Origin of the sequence: Ensifer sp. LC384 (assembly GCF_001695865.1) — a bacterium.
Lineage (GTDB): Bacteria > Pseudomonadota > Alphaproteobacteria > Rhizobiales > Rhizobiaceae > Ensifer.
On record NZ_MBST01000001.1, the window covers coordinates 389,239 to 408,316 of the forward strand.

21 protein-coding genes, 1 pseudogene and 1 riboswitch are annotated in these 19,078 nt (G+C 61.2%); of the genes and pseudogenes, 10 read left to right on the top strand and 12 right to left on the bottom strand.

The annotated features are described in order from the left end of the window. The first annotated feature begins 10 nt into the window (after positions 1–10). Entirely contained in the window at positions 11–808 is a 798-nt protein-coding gene (locus BC363_RS01850; RefSeq protein ID WP_065786575.1) for an SDR family oxidoreductase, read from the top strand. Positions 809–853: 45 nt separating this feature from the next. On the opposite strand, the gene BC363_RS01855 is transcribed toward BC363_RS01850, so the two are convergent. Continuing rightward, positions 854–1,333: an anthrone oxygenase family protein gene (locus BC363_RS01855; RefSeq protein ID WP_065786573.1), complete on the bottom strand. Its 480-nt coding sequence runs from the start codon at positions 1,331–1,333 to the stop codon at positions 854–856. Beyond that, entirely contained in the window at positions 1,330–2,160 is an 831-nt protein-coding gene (locus tag BC363_RS01860; RefSeq protein ID WP_065786571.1) for an NAD(P)H-binding protein, read from the bottom strand. The genes BC363_RS01855 and BC363_RS01860 overlap by 4 nt, the downstream gene beginning before the upstream one ends. 103 nt (positions 2,161–2,263) lie before the next feature. On the opposite strand from BC363_RS01860, the gene BC363_RS01865 reads away from it, so the two are divergent. The 3 genes from BC363_RS01865 (at position 2,264) to BC363_RS01875 (ending at position 4,465) form a co-directional block, all read left to right on the top strand. After that, entirely contained in the window at positions 2,264–2,956 is a 693-nt protein-coding gene (locus BC363_RS01865; protein WP_065786568.1) for a TetR/AcrR family transcriptional regulator, read from the top strand. After that, a riboswitch (cobalamin riboswitch) is annotated at positions 2,955–3,224 on the top strand. (Overlaps the previous gene by 2 nt.) Positions 3,225–3,266: 42 nt before the next feature. Continuing rightward, positions 3,267–3,443 carry a CbtB-domain containing protein gene (locus BC363_RS01870; protein WP_025427862.1) on the top strand — a complete coding sequence of 59 codons (177 nt, stop codon included), beginning with the start codon at positions 3,267–3,269 and terminating at the stop codon, positions 3,441–3,443. Positions 3,444–3,667: 224 nt separating this feature from the next. Continuing rightward, positions 3,668–4,465 carry a CbtA family protein gene (locus BC363_RS01875; RefSeq protein ID WP_065786565.1) on the top strand — a complete coding sequence of 266 codons (798 nt, stop codon included), beginning with the start codon at positions 3,668–3,670 and terminating at the stop codon, positions 4,463–4,465. 196 nt (positions 4,466–4,661) lie between these two features. On the opposite strand, the gene BC363_RS01880 is transcribed toward BC363_RS01875, so the two are convergent. Together BC363_RS01880 and BC363_RS01885 are read right to left on the bottom strand one after the other, a co-directional pair. Beyond that, positions 4,662–5,534, bottom strand: coding sequence for a (2Fe-2S)-binding protein (locus BC363_RS01880; RefSeq protein ID WP_083223726.1), 873 nt, complete (start codon positions 5,532–5,534; stop codon positions 4,662–4,664). After that, positions 5,531–6,841 (bottom strand): glucoamylase family protein, encoded by a 1,311-nt coding sequence (locus BC363_RS01885; RefSeq protein ID WP_065786563.1) that lies wholly within the window; start codon positions 6,839–6,841, stop codon positions 5,531–5,533. Before BC363_RS01885 ends, BC363_RS01880 begins: the two co-directional genes overlap by 4 nt. Positions 6,842–7,001: 160 nt before the next feature. Between BC363_RS01885 and BC363_RS01890 the strand changes: the two genes are divergently transcribed. From BC363_RS01890 to BC363_RS01900, 3 genes are all read left to right on the top strand, one after another. Continuing rightward, entirely contained in the window at positions 7,002–7,796 is a 795-nt protein-coding gene (locus BC363_RS01890; RefSeq protein ID WP_065786561.1) for a DUF1194 domain-containing protein, read from the top strand. Between the two features lie 120 nt (positions 7,797–7,916). Then, on the top strand, positions 7,917–8,627 hold the full coding sequence (locus BC363_RS01895; RefSeq protein ID WP_065786559.1) for a GntR family transcriptional regulator: 711 nt from the start codon (positions 7,917–7,919) through the stop codon (positions 8,625–8,627). Between the two features lie 234 nt (positions 8,628–8,861). Next, positions 8,862–9,101: a DUF982 domain-containing protein gene (locus BC363_RS01900; RefSeq protein WP_065787010.1), complete on the top strand. Its 240-nt coding sequence runs from the start codon at positions 8,862–8,864 to the stop codon at positions 9,099–9,101. 285 nt (positions 9,102–9,386) lie between these two features. Here the strand turns inward: BC363_RS01900 and BC363_RS01905 are convergent, their stop codons facing one another. The 5 genes from BC363_RS01905 to gcvA all read right to left on the bottom strand — a co-directional run bounded on the left by BC363_RS01905 (position 9,387) and on the right by gcvA (position 14,914). Further along, a complete protein-coding gene (locus BC363_RS01905; RefSeq protein ID WP_141690202.1) occupies positions 9,387–10,409 on the bottom strand; it encodes a glycosyl hydrolase in 1,023 nt (340 codons plus the stop codon). A 175-nt stretch (positions 10,410–10,584) separates the two neighbouring features. Beyond that, the gene (locus BC363_RS35270) at positions 10,585–10,932 is read right to left on the bottom strand and encodes a hypothetical protein (RefSeq protein ID WP_065786558.1); all 348 of its coding nucleotides are present in this window, start codon (positions 10,930–10,932) and stop codon (positions 10,585–10,587) included. 90 nt (positions 10,933–11,022) lie between these two features. After that, entirely contained in the window at positions 11,023–11,466 is a 444-nt protein-coding gene (locus tag BC363_RS35690) for a hypothetical protein (RefSeq protein ID WP_141690203.1), read from the bottom strand. Positions 11,467–11,824: 358 nt separating this feature from the next. Continuing rightward, positions 11,825–13,609 (bottom strand): adenylate/guanylate cyclase domain-containing protein, encoded by a 1,785-nt coding sequence (locus tag BC363_RS01915; protein WP_065786554.1) that lies wholly within the window; start codon positions 13,607–13,609, stop codon positions 11,825–11,827. 396 nt (positions 13,610–14,005) lie between these two features. Next, positions 14,006–14,914 carry a transcriptional regulator GcvA gene (gene gcvA / locus BC363_RS01920; protein WP_065786552.1) on the bottom strand — a complete coding sequence of 303 codons (909 nt, stop codon included), beginning with the start codon at positions 14,912–14,914 and terminating at the stop codon, positions 14,006–14,008. Positions 14,915–15,117: 203 nt separating this feature from the next. On the opposite strand from gcvA, the gene BC363_RS01925 reads away from it, so the two are divergent. Next, positions 15,118–15,972, top strand: a complete 855-nt coding sequence (locus BC363_RS01925) for an EamA family transporter (protein ID WP_065787008.1) — start codon at positions 15,118–15,120, stop codon at positions 15,970–15,972. Between the two features lie 1,126 nt (positions 15,973–17,098). Here BC363_RS01925 and BC363_RS35745 read toward each other — a convergent pair. Further along, a complete protein-coding gene (locus BC363_RS35745; protein ID WP_244519792.1) occupies positions 17,099–17,386 on the bottom strand; it encodes a hypothetical protein in 288 nt (95 codons plus the stop codon). 30 nt (positions 17,387–17,416) lie between these two features. Further along, positions 17,417–17,620 (bottom strand): annotated as a pseudogene (locus BC363_RS35750) (helix-turn-helix transcriptional regulator); the annotation flags it as partial. A gap of 129 nt (positions 17,621–17,749) precedes the next feature. On the opposite strand from BC363_RS35750, the gene BC363_RS01935 reads away from it, so the two are divergent. Then, a complete protein-coding gene (locus BC363_RS01935; RefSeq protein ID WP_065786548.1) occupies positions 17,750–18,073 on the top strand; it encodes a helix-turn-helix domain-containing protein in 324 nt (107 codons plus the stop codon). 63 nt (positions 18,074–18,136) lie between these two features. Here BC363_RS01935 and BC363_RS01940 read toward each other — a convergent pair whose 3' ends face one another. Next, a complete protein-coding gene (locus BC363_RS01940; protein ID WP_065786538.1) occupies positions 18,137–18,511 on the bottom strand; it encodes a hypothetical protein in 375 nt (124 codons plus the stop codon). Between the two features lie 210 nt (positions 18,512–18,721). On the opposite strand from BC363_RS01940, the gene BC363_RS01945 reads away from it, so the two are divergent. Next, positions 18,722–19,078 carry a hypothetical protein gene (locus tag BC363_RS01945; protein ID WP_065786536.1) on the top strand — a complete coding sequence of 119 codons (357 nt, stop codon included), beginning with the start codon at positions 18,722–18,724 and terminating at the stop codon, positions 19,076–19,078.

Sequence of the window (19,078 nt, forward strand, 5' to 3'; positions counted from 1 at the left end):
GGAGGCTGTAATGTTGCTTCGTGAAAAGAGTGCGATTGTCTATGGCGGCAGCGGCGCGATCGGCGGTGCTGCGGCGCGTGCCTTTGCCCGCGAAGGCGCGAGCGTCTTCCTGGTCGGGCGGACGGCCGAAACCTTGAACCACACGGCCGAGACAATTCGGGCGCAGGGCGGGAAGGCGGAGTTCGACGTCGTCGACGTCCTGGATCAGGCTGCCGTCGAGCGGCATGCGCAATCGGTCGTCGAGCGAACCGGCCGGATCGACGTCGTCCTGACCGCCGTCGGCTTTGCCCATATTCAGGGGCCACCGCTTTCGGAGCTGACGCTGGAACAGTTCGAGCGCCCGATCGCAGCCTATACCCGCGCCAACTTCATCACTGCCAAGGCAGCCGCGGCGCATATGCAGAGAAACGGCAGCGGCGTCATCCTGACGCTTTCGACGCCGGGCTCGCGCATGTCCGGTTCGGGTTTCCTTGGCTATGGCACCACCTGCGGCGCCATCGAGACCTTCTCGCGCATTCTCGCAGGCGAACTCGGCAGCCATGGCATTCGCGTCATCTGCCTGCGTCCGGACGCCATTCCCGAGGCGCTGGCGGTTTCGCACGCACGCGCCGTCTTTCAAGGCTTTGCGGACCGCTTCGATACGACCGTTGAGGAGATGCTCGACGGGCGGGCGAAGACCGGCACGTTGCTTGGGCGCTTCCCGAGGCTCGACGAGATCGCCGACTATGCCGCCTTCGTCGCCTCGGACCGAGCTGGCGCCATGACAGGGGCGATTGCCAATCTGACCTGCGGTTCGCTGGTCGACTGATGGAGACAGCCGGCGGATCTCAAAAAGTCCGCCGGCGCGCGGTCTTCAGCTGCGTGCAAAGCCCAGAATGAAGAGGGCCAGCGCACCGATCGAGGAAATCGTGCGCACATGGTTCCACCAGACCCAGTCGGTCAGGTAGCGCTGCTGCCAGATTTCGGTCGCCGCCTGCCCGGGCGTGGCCGCCGCCAGCGCATCGTTCATCGGTACGTTGAAGACGATGGTGACGATCAACACGCCGACGACGTAAACGATGCCGCCCGCTGCCAGCAGTAGGCTGCCCTCGCCTCCCCAAACAAAAGCAGCAACTGCCAGGACCAGCCCCAGAAGCGCCGTACCCATGAAGGCGCTGAGGAACAGCGGATTCTGGATCACCACGTTGATGGCGTTCATCGCCGCGATCCCCTGCTCCGCCGGAAGCCGCGACAACGCCTGCATGATGCAGACCGAGAAGATGAAGAACAGCCCGGCCATCAGGCCGGAGCCGATCGCGGCGGCAAACGCCAGAGCGGGGATCAGCGGGATCATGCGGCAATACTCCAGACACCTGTTGCAGCGGTCTCCCGGGCGTAGTCGGCGAAGTCGCGCGGTTTACGCCCAAGCACGCGCTCGACATCGGACGTCAGTTGCGAATTGCGTCCGTCGAGCACCGATGTGAAGAGATAGCGGATGAGTTCGACATAGTCATCAGGCAAACCATCGGCCCGCAACTGCGCGGTGAAGTCGGCAACCGGCACGGACTGGTAAGCGATCCGGCGGTTGGCAGCCGCGGCGATCTCGGCCACAGCCTGGGCAAAGGTCATCAGTCGCGGGCCGGTCAGTTCATAGATCTTGCCGATATGCCCGTCGTCCAGAAGTGCTGCAACCGCGACATCGGCAATGTCGTCGCTGCCGATGAAAGGCTCGGTGATCTCATCCGGCGGCAGGAAGACGGAACCGCTGCAAACGGCATCGGCCAAAAAATCCTCGCTGAAATTCTCGAAGAACCAGCTTGCCCGGATGATCGTCCAGTCGGCGCCGGAGGCCTGCAACTCGCGCTCAGCTGCTTCCGCCTCGTCCTCACCGCGCCCCGACAGAAGCACCAGCCGCTTGATGCCCGAGCGGACGGCAAGGCTCGAGAATTTGCGAATGACGTCGACGGCGCCCGGCACCGCCAGATCCGGCTGATAGCAGACGTAGATGCGCTCGACATTTTCGAGCACGGGCGCCCAGGTCGCCTCATCCGTCCAGTCGAAGGAAGGCGACGCCGAACGGGCGCCGATGCGCACGGCAACACCGCGCTCCTGAAGGCGGGCAGCGATCCGCCGCCCCGTCTTGCCCGTACCGCCCAAAACCAGTGTGAGTTTGTCAGTCATCACTTCCTCCTGAGGTTAATTCACAAATATGAGCAACTCTCACATTTGCAAATGTGATAAATCCTCGTATTTTAGGAGTCAAGTCAAAATGTGAGCATCACTCATGATTCTAGAGATAAGCCCAGCTGCGGTTCCCGCTGACGACGTGACCGCGCTGCGCCGGACGCCGAGCCAGAAACGCAGCCGCGAGCGCGTCGAGCAAATCCTTGCCTGCGCTACGGCGATCATTCAGGAGAAGGGCAGCGACGCCATGCGCATGAGCGAAGTTGCTGAAAAGGCTGGAATTTCGATCGGCTCTCTCTACCAGTACTTCCCCGACAAGGCGGCGATCGTGCGCACGCTGGCCGAGCGTTACAATGCAGTCTGCCGCGAGTGCATCGAAGCCGAGCTTGCCAAGGTGACGTCGATCGCAGAACTTCGTGACGCCTTCTCTGTGCTGTTCGACATCTATTACGATATGTTCCTGGCCGAGCCTGTGATGCGCGACATCTGGTCGGCGATGCAGGCCGACAAGGCGCTGCGCGAGATCGACCTTTCGCAAAGCCGCGCCGGCGGCCGGCTGCTTGCTGACGTCTGGGCGCGGTTTGCGCCCGACACGCCGCGTGAAACGATCGACAGCGCTGCCTTTTTGATCATGCATCTGGGCGATTGCACGATGCGGCTTGCGGTCTCCGTCGACCGGGCAGAGGGCGACCAGATCGTCGAAGCCTATAAACGCATGATCCTTCGGGATTTTGTCGCGGATGGGCCGGGCCGCGGCGCAAGTCCAATTGACATCTCCGGGGTGCGATCCTAATCATCATGGATCGATTGGTTCTCGCAACGCGAACGCGTTTCGGGAGTAAACGGGAACGTGACGGATGGACCCATGCTGGGCATTCAAATCACGGCCGACCCCGCGACTGTAGAGCGACGTGAATGCGCCGTTCCGGAGCGATCCGGAAAAAGCCACTGGAGACGAGACCGCGAGAGGGCGGCCCTTGATCTGGGAAGGCGAGGCAAATCCAGGGTGATCTCACCCGACGTCCTGAGCCAGGAAACCTGCCAGTCGATACGGGCATAGGGCCCAAACCGGGAAATATCCCGATGCCATCACGGAGGTTGTCATGGCTACATCTACAGTTTCGAGCATTCCGCTCTCCCTCAGCGATCGTCTGACCGCAGGTATCATCGCGCTCCTCATCGGCGGCTTCCTCGTCTTCGGCGCCGGCCTGGCGAACTCGGCCGTGCTGCACGATACCGCGCACGACACCCGCCACTCCTATGGCTTCCCCTGCCACTAAGCGATGTTCAGGGACGCGACATGCGTTCCGCATCGACATAGCTGCGGACAAAAACGCTTCCGGCTGCTGCATAATTCCTTCAATCGGAATCGCAGCGCCGGACGCGTTTATCTGCGTCTGATGCAGATTGAAGGTCTGCCGGGCAGAGCCGTTCGCATATTTGCCAAGGGGACACGGCGCTGCCTGCCAAGTGCATGGCGCGCCGCTATCGAGGGATATCGAAAATGATTGTCAGAACGCTTCTGGCCGCGATCGTGGCTGGATTGATTGCCGGTGTCTTCATGACCGGCGCCCAGGAACTGCGCGTCGTGCCGCTGATCCTGCATGCGGAAGAATTCGAAGGTGAGGCACCGGCCGCCGGTGAGCAGCCCGCCGCCGCACAGCCGGGAACGGCCGAGCCGGCAGCTGCCGGCCACGACCAGCATTCGTCGCTGAAGGCGGTTTCGCCGCTTGGTGCGCTGCTCGACGCATTGTCGCCGATCACGCCCGCCTACGCCCATGAGGGCGAACACGAGGAAGGCGGCATCATGTTCGGCATGAGCCGCTTCTCCGGCACGCTGATCGCCAATCTGGTGACCGGCTCCGGCTTCGCGCTGCTGCTCGCCGGCGTCAGCCTCGTCATCGGTTACCCGATCACGCTCAGGAACGGCGCACTCTGGGGCGCCTGCGGCTGGCTAGCCGTACACATGCTGCCGGCAATCGGCCTGCCGCCGGAACTGCCGGGCTTCCCGGCCGCCGAACTAGGAGACCGTCAGGTCTGGTGGGGTGCGACCGTGCTGCTGTCGGCAGCCGGCCTCTATCTGCTGGTGCTGCGGCAAGAGATCGTCGCCAAGATCATCGGCCTCGTGCTGGTCGCGGCACCGCATGTCTATGGCGCGCCGCAACCGTCGGACATCTCCAGCAATGTGCCGGCCGTGCTCGGCGCCGAATTCGCCGTGGCGGCCCTTGCCACCACGCTTGCCTTCTGGATCGTTCTCGGCGTCGTGTCGGGCTTCATCAACGATCGTTTCGCCAAGGCGTAACAGACAAGCCCTGCCGGCCAAAGGTTGGCAGGACCTACAGCGCCGCGCGTCTATTTAGACGCGCAAAGGTCGCTGTAACACTTTGAGTTGCGCATAATTTTGTCCTTAAATCGATTCCGATTTAAGGAATTATGCAGTAGCGTCGAGAACAGAGCCCCTGATATCATCGATGTCAGGGGCTCTGTCGTTGAACGCCTCAGCGGAGCTGCGATGCCAGCAGATGCGCTTGCAATCGCGCGCGGCGGTCGTCCGGCGCCAGCAGCACGCAACTGTCGCAGAAGCTGCCGCCTTCGGTTCGATAATAGAGACAACAGCCGCCGCGCAGGCGATAGATGCGCGACAGCGCTCGATGGGCGGCACTCTCGCCGATCTCGACCGCGATGTTCTCGTAACAGAGCTTGTCGGAAAACAGCGGCGTGCCTTCACGCTTGACGATCGCCAGCGCCCTGGACATCGCGGTCACCTCGTCGCCGAGCGCGCGGCCGATCTCCAGGAAACCGCCCGCAAGCGAATCCGCTGCAAGTCGCCATTGCGCGCCCGAGGACAGGCCCGTGCGACGCTTCAGCGTGGCGATGATCGGCGCCACATGCGCAGCAAAGGTTTCACCGAAGACGTCCGCATTCGCTAGGGCGTGCTCCCCGGCTGCGGGCAAGGCAAGGCTGAAATGAAATCGCTTGGCCGCCACGACGCGTTCGCCGTAGGAGCGCGAAAACGCTTCGAAGCGAAGGCCCTGAACCGCTACCACGATGCCCGCACCGAGATAGAGGCTGCCAAGCGCCAGGGCGAGCTGGTTGCCGTAAAAGGCGATCAGATGGGCGGCGCGGATCTTGTCGTCCATGCCCTCGGCAAAGCGGTCCTGATAGGCAAGGCCGGCTTCGAGCCCGACGCCCTGCTCCGACCAGAACCGCGCCTCGGCAAGAAAGTCGTCGCCGGCCGCCTCGAGCGAAAAGCCCACTTCGGGAAAGGAAGGCTGCAGGCGCGCGATGGCGCCAAGGGCACTTCGGCGCAGCGCCTTGCCCGCCTCGTCCTCCGCCAGGCGCTCTTCCTGTCGCTCGTAGCCCAAGCTCATGCCGTCTCCATGGTCGCAAGCCAGCCGCCGCGAAAATCCGCCCGCTGCAATCCACGCCGAAAGGCCGGAATGCCGCGCGTCAATTCCCAGACGAAACCGTTTCTGGCATTCTCGATCATCATCACGACAAGTCCCTGGTCAAGCCCGACGACGCGGTCGTCGACCCAGCCCTCGGGGCCCGCACCGCGCAGGCTCGGGTTGAACCCGCCGGGAAGCCGGCCCTCGCACAGCAGGTCGGGATAACGGCTCTCTAGCGCGACCAACGCCGACCGCGACGCATCGGCGGCGAAAGGCAGGCAGGCGATCGGCGCCCAGGGCACCAGCGTGCCATCGTCAGGACCACCGGGAGCGCCACGTGCCGCATAGCCGAGCATCCGCCGCCATCGCCCATCGACAAGCCGCTGCCGCCCCGTCGGTCCACCACAGGCGCTGAGGCCCCACATATCCCTGCCGTAGCCGGCGAAGCCGCCGGGATTGTCTTCGGCATGCCGGCGCTGCAGCGCGATCGCCCGGCCGGTATTGTCGAAATAGTCGGTCGCCTTGTCGCGCATCGGCGCATCGCGGAGAGCGCGAAGGTCGATCCAGGCCTGCGGAAAAAGATGGATGAACAGCGGACCGGCCTGCAGGTGCGGCGCGCCATCGACCGTGGTCCAGTCATAGGCGGTGGTGAAGGCGCGGTAGTGCTCCGGGCCGATCGCGTGACGCGGCGCGCCGAGCGCCAGCACATAGAGAAGCAGTGCCTCGCTATAGCCCTGCCAGCGATATTTCAGAAACCGCCCCGGCGGCCGCCAGCCCATCGTCAGCGTCTCGCCACGGGCAAGCGCCCAGTGCCAGTCCACGCGGGCATAGAGCTTTTCCGCCAGCGCGCGGATCTCCCGCTCCGCCGCGCTCTCGCCGGTGAAATAGGCCGCTGCGGTCAGCGCGCCGGCAACCAGCAGCGCGGTATCGATGGTGGAAAGCTCGCACTGCCACACCCGCTCGCCGGTCTTCACGTGAAGAAAATGATAGTAGAAGCCGCGATAGCCGGTGGCCAGCGCATCGCTCCCCTGCCGGCTTTGCGCCAGAAACCGCAACGTGGTCAGCACCCGGCCGGCCGCTTCGCCGCGCCCGATCCAGCCGCGTTCGACGCCGATCGGGTAGCAGGAAAGCCCGAAACCGGTCGCAGCGATGCTCGAAGGCGCGTCGGGAAGCGACGTATCGGCGACAAGCCCGGTGCCAGGGTCGCTATAACCCAGGAAATAGTCGAAGGCGGCGGACTGCAGCCTATCGACCTGAAAACATTGCGTATTCCGTGTCAGCTGAAGCATATCCTCGGCTCATGTGGGCCTGTTGGAACGGTATCGATGGGCGGTGAACCCAGTCGATATCACCTTTTATTGAAGGTCAGCCAACCCCAAACAGTCGCCGAAAGCCAATCCTGTGTTACAGTTCCTCAGATGACGCGGCTCGCAATGACGGGTTGAAGCTATGTTAACCATGCTGGCGTTGATCCTTTCCCTGACTGGTAGCCCGACCCAAATGGCGGGCGCGCCTGTTGATGTCGACGTCGAGCTGGTGCTGGCCGTCGACATGTCCGGCTCGATGGATCTGGACGAAGCCCGGGTCCAGCGCTCCGGCTACGTGCAGGCGCTGCGCCATGCCGACTTTCTCAATGCGGTAGCGAGCGGTCGCCATGGCCGAATCGCGATTGGCTATTTCGAATGGGCCGGCACGGTCAACGAATCCTCTGTCGTCGCCTGGCAGGTGATCGCAAATGCAGCTGATGCCGCCGCCTTTGCCGCGATGATCGAGGCCCGGCCGGTCGGCACCAGGCGCGGCACATCGATTTCCAACGCGATCACCTACGGCACGGCGCTGATCGATTCGAACGCCTTTTCCGGCATGCGCCGCATCATCGACGTGTCCGGCGACGGGCCGAACAATATCGGTCCGCCGGTCATTCCCGCCCGTGATATCGCCATCGCCCGCGGCATCATCATCAACGGGCTGGCGATCCTGATTAGGCCCTCGGTCTCGACCGGCCCGCTCGACCAGTATTATGCCGAGTGCGTCGTCGGCGGCCCCGGCTCTTTCGTGCTGCCGGTGCACAAGCCCGAGGATTTCGCCATCGCCATCCGCCAGAAGCTGATCCTGGAGGTGAGCGGCCTGCCGTCACCGCCAAGCGTGCGCCTCGTCGATGCCCTGCCCGCGCCCGACTGCCTGATCGGCGAGAAACTGCGGCCGGGCTTCCTCGACCGCGTCTACCCCGAGCTCGACAAATAGCCGGCGCGCACGAGCAGCGGCCGGCTGTCCGGCGACAACGCCCTGCCACGCCAGATTGTCGTTTCCCTTCAACGCGCGCGACGATAAGATGCCGCACTCATTTGCGGATCGATTTCCTTCATGTCCCTGACCACCCATCCTGCGCCGGCCGACGCGACCACCGACACCAGCACCCGGCAGATCCGCGACAAGCTGCGCGATGCGATCGTCGAACGACGGCTCGCGCCGGGAACCAAGCTGTCGGAAAGCGATGTCGGCGATCTGTTCAAGGTCAGCCGCACGCTGGTGCGCGCCGCCCTGCAGGCGCTCGCCTATGAGGGGCTGGTCAGTGTCGAGAAGAACCGCGGCGCCTTCGTCGCCCATCCCTCGCCGGATGAAGCCCGGCAGATCTTCGCCACCCGCCGGCTGATCGAGCCCGGGCTTCTGCGCGCGGCCGCGGCTCGGATCGGCCCCGCCGAAATCGATGACCTGCGCCGCCTGCTTGCAATCGAACAGCAACTGACGGCGCAGCGCGGCCAATCGGCGCGCCGCGCCGAGATCAAGGCTTCCGGCGACTTCCACCTGGCGCTCGCCGATCTCACCGGCAACGCCATCCTCAGGCGCTTCATGGACGAGCTGGTCGCCCGCTCCTCGCTCGTCATCGCGCTTTATGGACAATCGAGCGTGTCGAGCTGCGGCCATAACGAGCATGACGACATCCTCACCGCGATCGAAGGCGGTGACATCGAGACCGCCTGCACACTGATGATCCGCCATATCGATCACATCGAGGCCGACCTCGATCTCAGGGAGCGCAAGCCGACCGACCTCAGGGCCGCACTCGAGCTTTGACGCGTGTCGCCCGCAAGCGTGCCACGGGAAAATTTTCTGCAAGGTTTGTCGCGGCCGAAATTCCATCGGCGGCCGTTCGAAAAGCCCGCCACTGCGGGATTTCCGCCCGGGCATCCCGTATCGATCGCATCGGACCGCCATCGTCATGGTTAAAAAAGTGCGTCCACCAAGGGAACCATTCGTCATCCCCGGCGTTGGCCTCGCGCTCAAAAGACTATGAACGAGGAATGCAAGATGAGCGAAAAAACCTTCGCAACGCCCATCCACCTGAAACTGTCATCCAAGCGGCAGACCGTCGTCAGGACGGTCTGGGAGGCCTTGGAGCTGCTGCGACAATGGCCGGGCAGACGTGGGCGGGAATATCGCGCCGCCCTTCAGCGCTGCCTGGATGCGCTCGACGGGCTGACCAGCGTCAACAGGGCAAGTCGCTGCTTTGCCGCAGCCGCCCGCGAATCGGGCCTTCTGCTCGCCTGAGAAAAATCCCAGTTTGCCGAAGTTTGCGCACCGGCTGAACGGCCGGTGCGTCCATCCTACAGCGCCGCGCGTCTTATCAGACGCGCAAAGGTCGCTGTAGCACTTTGAATTGCTGCATGTTTTTGTCCATAAATGGACTACGATTTATGGAAACATGCAGTAGAGATCGCGACGCGCTTTACAGCGCCGCGCGTCAAATATGACGCGCAAAGGACGCTGCAACGCTTTAAACTTGCTGCATAATTCCTTAAATCGGATCCGATTTAAGGAATTATGCAGTAAGCGCTATTGCGTCGGCCGGCTGATGCGTTCGGCCTTGTCGGAAACGAGGGCGGCAAGCGAGGCCTTGTCCAGCCGCCAATCCGGGGAGCCATAGCCGAGCGGCCACTTGTAGGGCTCCTTGTCGTTGAAGAACACCACGGCCGTCAAAAGCGGAAATCGATCGCGATAGGTCCTGCGATCGAAGATTTCCGCATACCAGGCGCGCTTGTAGTCAGCCGAGCCGGAAACGCCGAGCTCGGCAACCATCACCGGCTTTCCGAACCGCGCGACCCGCTGGTATTTTTCGCCAAGCGTTTCGCCAAAGCTGCGCTCGCGACCCCAATAGTCCACATCCATCTTCTGCAGCCCCCAGACGGGAATGCCGATGGCGTCGACCACGTCGTCGCCGGGATAATAGCCGCCAAGGTTGCGATGCCCCTTGGGCGACCAGACGAAGCGCACATCGGGTGCCAGCTCCCGGCAACTTTCGACGAAATAGCGAAACGCCTTCTTGTAGCCGCCCGTGTCGCGCCGCGCCCAGGGATAACGGCCGTCGGGGTCTTCCATCTCGTGACCCCAGCGCATGTAGACCGAGACTGCGACCTCGCCGGCGCGCCGGCAGATCTCGCGGATCTCGCGATCGAAACGGCCGCGGCCGATATCGGCAAACAGCCGTTCGCCGCCCGCCCGCCAGTCGCTGGCGTGGGTATAGGGCTCGACCGAGATCATCAGCGCCCGGCCTTGGCCCTCGGCGATGGCGATCTTGCGCTGCAGCATCGCCTTGTCGAGCGCCTGCCAATAGATGAAGACATGCTCGATCGTGAGCGCATCGCTGTTGGTGACCGCGTCATGCGGATCGTAGACGCCGATCGCAATCTCGCCACCCGGCTTGCCTGCAGCCTTCCCGGCCGCACCGATCGAAGCGGTCGTCAGCACACGATCGACCGTGCCGCCGAGATCGGCAGCCGCAGCGCGCGAGGCGCCCCCCACCGGCAAAAGCACCATGAGGCCGGCCGCAAGCACCGATCTGAATATCGCAATCGACAAGCGCAGTCTCCGACGCAAGGTCTCGAACATTTCAGGGAAAACGAAACAATCTTCCCCAGGCAAGTGCGTAATCAAGGAGCTGGAGTGTTTCCGTCACTTCAACCAATGCGGAAACGCGCCAACGACACCGTATGGAAGCGAAGCGTTTCGAGCGCTCCGCCTGATCGGAATGGCTTTACAGCGAGCTTCTGAGGAAGCAGCGCGACGTATGGCCGAAGCCGCTTGGCGAGCAGATATAGGGCGCGCGGCCGAGATAGGCGGAAACGCGCTTTCTTGCCGGCAGCGGCTCGACGATATCGTCGGCTTCCGCAACCCTGATCAGCTTGCCCTGCTTCGGGGCGACGCTCGGCGCGCTCACTGCTGCCTTCGAGCCGGCAGACGAGAACAGCGGACTTTCAGCGATACCCGCCGACGAACAGCCGGAGGAGACAAGCAGAAGACCGAAAAGCAAGGCAGGCACGAGATACTTGAAACCCGAAACGGTGGTGCGGCGGAGGCCGCCCAAGGCGGTTAGGCTTCGCATAAGCATCCTTTCGAACGAGCGGCCAGCGCCGCTTGTCAGCTTCTTTAGCGGGAATCGATCGCGAAGTTCAACCCCTACTTCTTATTATTGTCAGCTAAAATTAAGAGTTTCTTTCTGAGCATCGGCTTTTTTACGATCGGGGGCTGCCGCCGATCCGCGCCGACCATCTGTTAAGCCGAAACAAACGCTCTTCCCTGGGAGGCTCCGCGCTGCACCGCTCCGACCAAAGTCCCCCTCATTTCTGGCTGCCGGCTGTTTACCCAGTGTTGACGTCTGTGACGCACCTTGGCTCCCAGGCGCAACATGTTTGAGCGTATGCGCCCACTCCAAAACTGCCCGCTCCGGCGGGCTTTTTTTTGGCCGCAGTCTGACCGGCACGTTCACATTGACAGTGTTCATCCAGCCAATCATTCCAAGCATGTGCGAAAGGGTTCGGATTTCGTCGATGCTTGGGCTGCAGATCAGCTTAACATTGGCAGTGGGTTGGATGCCCATAACCATGCCTTGGTTGAGCCACTTCAAACGGCGCGGCATGTGTTTCCGGACCGCCGTTCTCGTCGGAGTACCCTGCCGACGGTTCCCCCACTGCACATCTCGGAGATGCTGTCAGGACTTACCTGCGCCTAACCTGCTCTCATTACAGGCTCGGCGGTGCAATGAACTGGTAATACGCCCACACGAGGGTCAACCCGGCTATCACCGCGAGCCAGGTAAGTGCTTTCCTCTGCCCTGGACTAACTGACCTTGGCTCCCGCTTTGGTTTTCGTCGTTCAAACTTGATGATGTTATCGTCGCTCATGTGGCCCCCTTGGTCTCTGGCGCACTTCATAACACTGAAAGTCTCGGCGACGAACGCGCGGGACGCGAATTGTCACCCAGACAGGCCGCATCCTCATTCCGGCAGACCTGCCTTGATGTATCCATCGATAAAATGCTGACGGTCGGCATCGTTACGGAATGGCTGCGTTCTTCCCCACTGCCGCGCCGAGAAATCCGGAAATTCCGAGAGGAATTCCCTCCCCGTCTTTCGCGCTTCCGCGATACGTTCCAGTCGCGCGAGCGCAGCGGCGAGATTGCGTTTTGAGCCGGGCCCACCCGCCTGTGGATGGCGGAGCGTCTCGACGGCATCCTGATAACGACCAGCAGCATACTGGGCCCAGCCGAGGAACGAGTAATGGTCGCCCGGAGGATAGGGATTGAGGCGAAAGCTATTCTCAGCGCATTCGACGGCCTCGATCGCACGCCCCTCGAACACCCGGAGATCGGCAAGGTGCGCCCACCCCGCAGAGTGATTGGGATTAAGACGAAGCCCCTGCTCGAACTCGGCCACTCCCGCTCCGAACTCCCCCTCATACGCACGAAGATAGCCAAGAACGATATGCGCGTCCGCGTTTTCCGGATCAATCTCGACGGCTTTCCCGGCGGCAGCGCGGGCGGCAATACGATGTTCGTCTACAGGTTCGCCATAGTACAACGCATCGAAGTGGTGGCTCATCGCGAGCCAGGCATGCGCCCCGGCAAAACCCGGATCGATCTCGATGGCCTTGAGCAAAAGCGGGCGAGCCGCCCTCGTTTCCCGAAGCGATTGCGTCGCGAGCGCGCGCCCGCGGACGAACAGGTCGTAGGCCTCGAGATCGATGACCCTGCGCCTCGGAGGGGGTTTTGCCGACGGCAGGGCGTGGGAAAGGGCGTTGATCACCTTGCCGACAACTTCGTCCTGCAGGCTGAAGATGTCCGCGAGGTCTCGGTCCAGACGTTCAGCCCAAAGACAGCTGGCATTGGAGGCGTCGATAAGTTGCGCATTGATGCGAACGCGCCCTGCCGCCCTCCGCACGCTTCCCTCGATAAGATAGCGAACCCCCAGTTCCCTTGCGATCATGCGCAAGTCCATCAACCGATCCCTGTAGGCGAAACTCGAATGGCGAGCGATCACCAACAGGCCATCGACTTTGGAAAGATCGGTGATCAGGTCTTCCGCGAGGCCGTCAGCAAAGTAATCCTGCTCCGCATCGTTGCTCAGGGTGGCGAACGGCAGCACGGCAATTGAAGCCACCTGCGGCAGTGTCGGCACGGTACCTGGGCCGCTGTCCTTCCGTGCGAATGGAGCCGGGTGTCCGCGGGTACTTTCCCAGCCCACCCGGAAAACCCGGATGGGGCGGGTAATGTTCTTCAGCAGACACTCGCCCTGATCAACCAAGCGTACCGGGAGCTTGCGATCAACGTGCTCATGAACGCTGTGACTTATAAGCACGCCGCCCGGCTCGGCCATGGCCTCGAGCCGGGCGGCGATATTGACTCCGTCACCGAATATATCTTCCTGGTCAGCCAGGATATCCCCAAGGTTGATCCCGATGCGGAAAGTCAGGCGGCGGTCTTCGGCAACATCGTTGTTCCGCTCGGCCGTCGCTCGCTGAATGTCAACGGCGCAGCGCACCGCTTCGATGGCGCTCGCAAACTCCACGAGAAGGCCGTCCCCAGCGGTCTTGAAAATTCGTCCTCTGTGGATTTCCACCGCTGGCCGGACGACATCGCCTAGCAACCTCTGCAGCCGCTCGTGGGTGTCCTCCTCGTCGCTCTCCATCAACCGGCTATATCCTGCGACATCAGCCGCAAGGATGACTGCCAGCTTCCTTTGGGGTCCGGCAGAAACCGCGATTGGTTCGTCGTCGTCCGGCATTGGAGGAGGTTACGCCGCCCCAGTGCTGCCTTCAAGCGAAGAAGAGTCCCCCCAAACAGTGGAACCATCCGCCCACAGTGGCGGGACAGGGAGTCGGCACCCTGATGGAACACTGGTAGATTTTGGATCATTACTTCCCTCCAGGCTCGGGAGTTGTCTGTGACCGTCTTGCCAGAATTCCAGGCTCTCATGGATCGCATGACCGCTGATGGCGGCCAGTTCAGACGTTCATGGCGCGCCAGAAATAGATGGTGGGCCCGGAGGAATTCTGAAAAGGCAGTTACATCAATAGGTTCAAAAAATGTGGGACATTTTTGGAACCTTTAATGTTGTTATGTATTTTGCCGCCTGTGTCCCACGCAACTCACTCGGAGCGTTCTGAAATTTGCGGACATTTCAGCCCCGCATACTGCGCATGAATTCTCGCACCTCTTTCAGAATCCAGGTTCGAAAAGCACGGACCTTGGGGTGATCTTGATTGCCGACTCGGTAGATCAGATCGTAACCCCACTCCACCTCGAGTTTTGCCTCGGGAAATAGTGATACCAGACGTCCAGCGGCAAGGTCTTCCGCGACAAGAACACTTCGTCCGAGCGCGACGCCCGCCCCTCGAATTGCGGCCTCAATGGACATGCTCCCATGGCTGTACCCAGGCCCGCGCATGCCTGGATAAGGTAGTTCCATCATCGCGAACCACCGCTCCCATGTCGTGTTCATCCCGATCTCGTGAATGAGTTGGCATTTCACCAGGTCGCCTGGCGCATGAATCCCGCCCATCCTTTCGTGATACTCGTGGGAACACACAGGAGACACCGTCTCGTTCATGATGCGCTCCGCCGCCGCGTAAACATAGCGGCCGTCGCCGTAACGCAGCGCGACATCGACATGGCTCGTGGTGAAATCGACGGCCGCATCGGTGACCTCCAGATGGACATCGAGTTCAGGTGCGTCGGCCATTAGGCGATGCAGTCGTGACGTCAACCACTTGCTGGCGAAGGAGACGCTGCAGTTTACGACGAGACGGGATGCGTCGTTCTTGCGACGCAATTCTTCCGATTCTCGCATCAACTCGGAAAGAAGACGGGTGACAGTGCTGAAATAGGACTGACCCGCTTCCGTCAGCTCGATCCTACGCGTCAGACGGCGAAAGAGGGGCACCCCCAGGTAATCTTCCAGTGCCTTTATCTGACGGCTCACCGCGCCGTGGGTGAGATGAAGCTCCTGTGCAGCAAGCGTCATACTCAACCGTCGACCAGTTGCTTCAAAGGCTCGAAGTGTCTGAAGCGGTGGAAGATGGGCGGCCATAATTACATGCGTGAACTCACATCACGCATCCTGTGAGAACAAATGGTTTGTCGAACGGACATCGCTCGCCTTATGGATGGCACAATCTCACGTACGTGCCAATTCTAAGGCGATCAAAGATGTCCCAGAATTCTTTCGATACAGCCGTTATCCCTGGACCGCTCGCTGCAGTAGGTTCGCTCTCAGCCAAGAGCGTAGGGGCTATGTTCCTTCTGGCACTGATGTGGGGGCTTTCGATACCGATCACGAAGCTCGGCCTTGGCAGCATTCCTCCAATGACGTTCACCGCACTCCGCTTCGTGGTAGCTGTGCCGCTCATGATGTTCCTGGCCCGACGCGAACTCCGGGTTCCTAGAAGAGCAATTCCCGGCATTATAGGCCTGGGTGTCATGGGTATCACACTGGGCAACGTTGCCCAGTCGTTTGGCGTCCAAGGCACATCGGCGTCCGTCGCAACGATCCTCTCGGCGACCATTCCATTGTTTATGGTCATTCTGGCGGCCATCCGCTTCAAACAATCGGTAACGCCGCTGCAATGGAGCGGCCTGTTGGCTGCATTCGTCGGGATCGCCCTGGTGGCGGTCGGCAGCGGACCGGGTGTTGACGACATGTCAAGAACAACGACCTCCGGCGTCATCCTGATGCTGATCTCGGCGATGGGCATCGCGATCTATTACATCTGGAGCGCGGATCTGACAGAGAAATACGGCCTGATGCCTGTCGCGGCATGGAACATGCTCGTCGGGCTTTTGACGGTTATGCCGCTCGCGGGCTGGGAAATGAGCCAGCAGAGCATCCACATCACAGCCCAAGCTCTGGTGGCCATCACCTATCTCGGCGTTGTGGTCACTGTGATGGGGCTGATCCTATGGCTTTATCTTCTGAAAGTTGTCCCGGCGCGTGTTGCGGCGAGCGTCCAATATCTCCAGCCCGTATTCGGCATCAGCGCCAGCGCGTTTCTCTTCGGTGACAGATTGGGCCTGATGTTCGCAGCAGGTGTGGGACTCGTGCTCGCCGGGCTAGCACTGGCCGCTTCCGGAAAGCGAGCGAGTTCTTAGCTGGTTTGGGATGAGTAAATTTGAATCCCCCGCTCGGTTACTCCCCGAGCGATTTGGCCCGCCTTTGGCGGGCCTTTTTTACGCGGTGAGCAAAAATCACAACGAGGGCCGGCTGAAGAAAATCTACGCAGAGGATAGCAACGAAAACGCTTGAGAGTGTCTTAAATCGGTGTTGTTTGTCACCGTTATCCGGAATTACCGGGAATATCTGGGAAAAAGCGGGATCCGGTGAGAAGCCCTTAGAAATCAAGAGATTGCAGCCTGACCAGCGATAACTGAGGCCGGCGCGGTTTGACACCGATTTCTGCCAAAATCGCGTTGCACGCGCTTCACAGCGTAGCGCCTGGCCGCTTGGCAACGACGCCGGTAGAAATCCCTTAAAGACCCTTCAAGGCATCTTCAACTGTTTGATATTTAACGATCAAGCCGACTTCAAGGATTTCGGCCGCAGAGGCGCATCTGGCGCGATTTGACGCCGTTTCTCCAATTTAGATAAGTCCATTCTGGTTTTTTCCCCGCGCCTTGCGATTTCCGCAACAAAAGCAGTGGGTTAACGGATTGCGGCGATCGAGAAGAAAAGTTCAGCGCGATCCGCCGCCATTGGAATTGTGGTTTGCGCATTTACGCCGCGTCTCTATAACCGTGGTGGGCTTGAACACCCTGACTTCACATAGGCGCGCCGCCATAGCGGTGGCCGAACATATGCGCAGCTTGGCGGCTGGCGCATTCGCCATGGCCTTTCGGCCGGGGGCGATGTGCCATGTCCAAGCTCCGGCTAAAAGCGCATCGGCGTGTCTGTGAAGCACGTGTTCAACCCCCGGCTCCGGCGCCGTTTGCCGGAACTTCATGGCGGGGCACGGAATGCCAATCATCACTTGAGACTACTCGCGTTTACCTTGCGGAACGAGGACGGCTTGCCTTCAAGTGGTGGCGCGCCGTAAGCCTTAACAAACACTTAATGAGCATTCGAGGGCATACCTAAGTTGATCGCATAACGCAGCACACGCCAGTCATTCGGAAGCGAATGCTTCTCTCACCATATCGTCGATGCATCTCACCTGGTTGACCTGACCGGGACCGCTCGGCCCTGCCCCAGTTTCACGGACTGCCAAGCATGGTTTCACAATCATGAGGCCTCGCGTTTCCCGCTACCAGGCTGGGCATTAGCGATCCGTTCCTTGAAGCGCTGCCGCAAGACCGGGATCAACGCGGTTACCACTGCTTTGTCTCTTATGTCGGCGACCATCCCCAGCAGCTGATTGTAAAGTTCACCGGCCTCGGCGGTTACTGCCCGAGGCGGTGGCGTCTGCTTGCACTCGATGAAGACGGCCTGGACGGTGTCGTGCAACTGTTGCAGCAGAACGATGTCCACACCTGTGCTCGGCGCCGGGCCTTTCGATGGATCATCGAACATCTCCCCTTCGCCTGTGATGAGCCACGTCAGACTGATCCCGTGCGCCGTACGATATGCGGATAGCGCCAGAGCATCGGGAGTTCGGTCTCCCCGCTCATAATAGCCGAGCATTGGCTCCGTAAGGCCAACGGTCTCAGCAAACGCCGCCCGTTGCTGGGAGAATCCTAGCTTTTCCCGAGTTTGAACGAGCCGGTCGCCCAGGGGCGTCTTCGACGGTTTTGGTTTCTTCCCCAATGATCAATGATCTCACAAATTGGTATTTACTATCTACCAAATTGTGATATCCCTTTCTGTGTTCGCAGACTTCAACACCCCAAAAAAGGAGGCCGGCCAGGGCCTCCCATCTGGATCAAGGATTTACTTATGCATCGTGCCTCCACGAGCGACAAGGCCAGCCGTGCCGAACGCCGCCGCCTCGAAGAGGTTGCCCGCATTCGCGGTCGCCTTACCCTTGCCAAGCTCACACTCACCGGGATCGACAAGGCCTATAACTTGCCGGCCGGGACGGCCGGAAATGCCGTCCACGAACCGCACCTTGCCGGTGAGCGTGCCATCGCGGCCGCGCTGAAGACACGTCCCGAATACCTGTGGCGCACCCGCTACCACGCGGACGGAGAGCGCATGGCGCCCCAGCCGGCGGAGAACTATCGTCATGCACGCCGCCAGCTCGCGCCCGAGGCCGCATGATGGGTCCGATTGGTTTCGAGAACCGAGAGGTAGCCGCGCAGCACGAACGTGTACGACGCGACCTTATTCGCCGCCTTCGTCATCAACCCGGGACCACTCAATCACCTGTCGCGGATACAGCGGCGCCGGCCCCTTCTGTCCACCTGTCAGCCAGTCCGTGTGCAATTTGCGCAACGCGAAGAGCGATGGGGCAATCCCGAATCGTGTCGACCATTGCTCGGTGGTTAGCCGGGCCAGACCAGCGTGAGGGTGCGTAATGGGACCGCTCGCTTCTGCCTCGTCGTCCAAAACTTCCGCGCCCCATTCGGTACGCAACAACGCACCGGCAATGTCGTCTCGCGTTAAAGCACCCCGCGCCACCAACGCCTCGCTGATCTCCAGCAGCAAGAACCTCAAGATACTGTTTTCAGCCTCAACGAACGCTGTGTCTTCGCTCACCCTTTTTCCCTTTCAAGCTGTCATCGAGCCAACCTCTCGCATTTCAGGGTCCTCGCCAATGCCGAAACGTCGCTCAGAAGTAGACACCCGAAACCCCTTCATCCCGTCCTCCTCTCCCGTGTGCCGCGTGGCCGACCAGGTGCTTGTGTTCAGCGTAGCCCTGGCCGGTCTCGTGGCGGGAGCTGCGGCCATTCTCCAACAGGTGCTGTGATGCTCAACCGCTTCGACCAGAAGGCGCTTTATGAAGCCTGCATGCATGTCTGCACAATCGCCGTGCGGGACGGGTTCCCGCACCTTTCGGCGGCCGACATTCTCGATCCGCCGCATCAGTGGTTCGATGCCGCCCTCGCCCGCCAGATCGTCATGCATCTGATGATCCGCGAATGCGGCTGGCCGAAGCGTCGTGTCGTCGAGGTCGAGGAGCGTTCCCGCGAAGCCATTAACCGGGCACTGCGCACTGTTGATGCCCGCATGAAGCACCCCCGATTTGCCAACCACTACCAGACGATCAAGACGCAGGCGCGATCGCTCCTGACCATGATTGCCTCCGAAGAGGAAGCGGCCTGA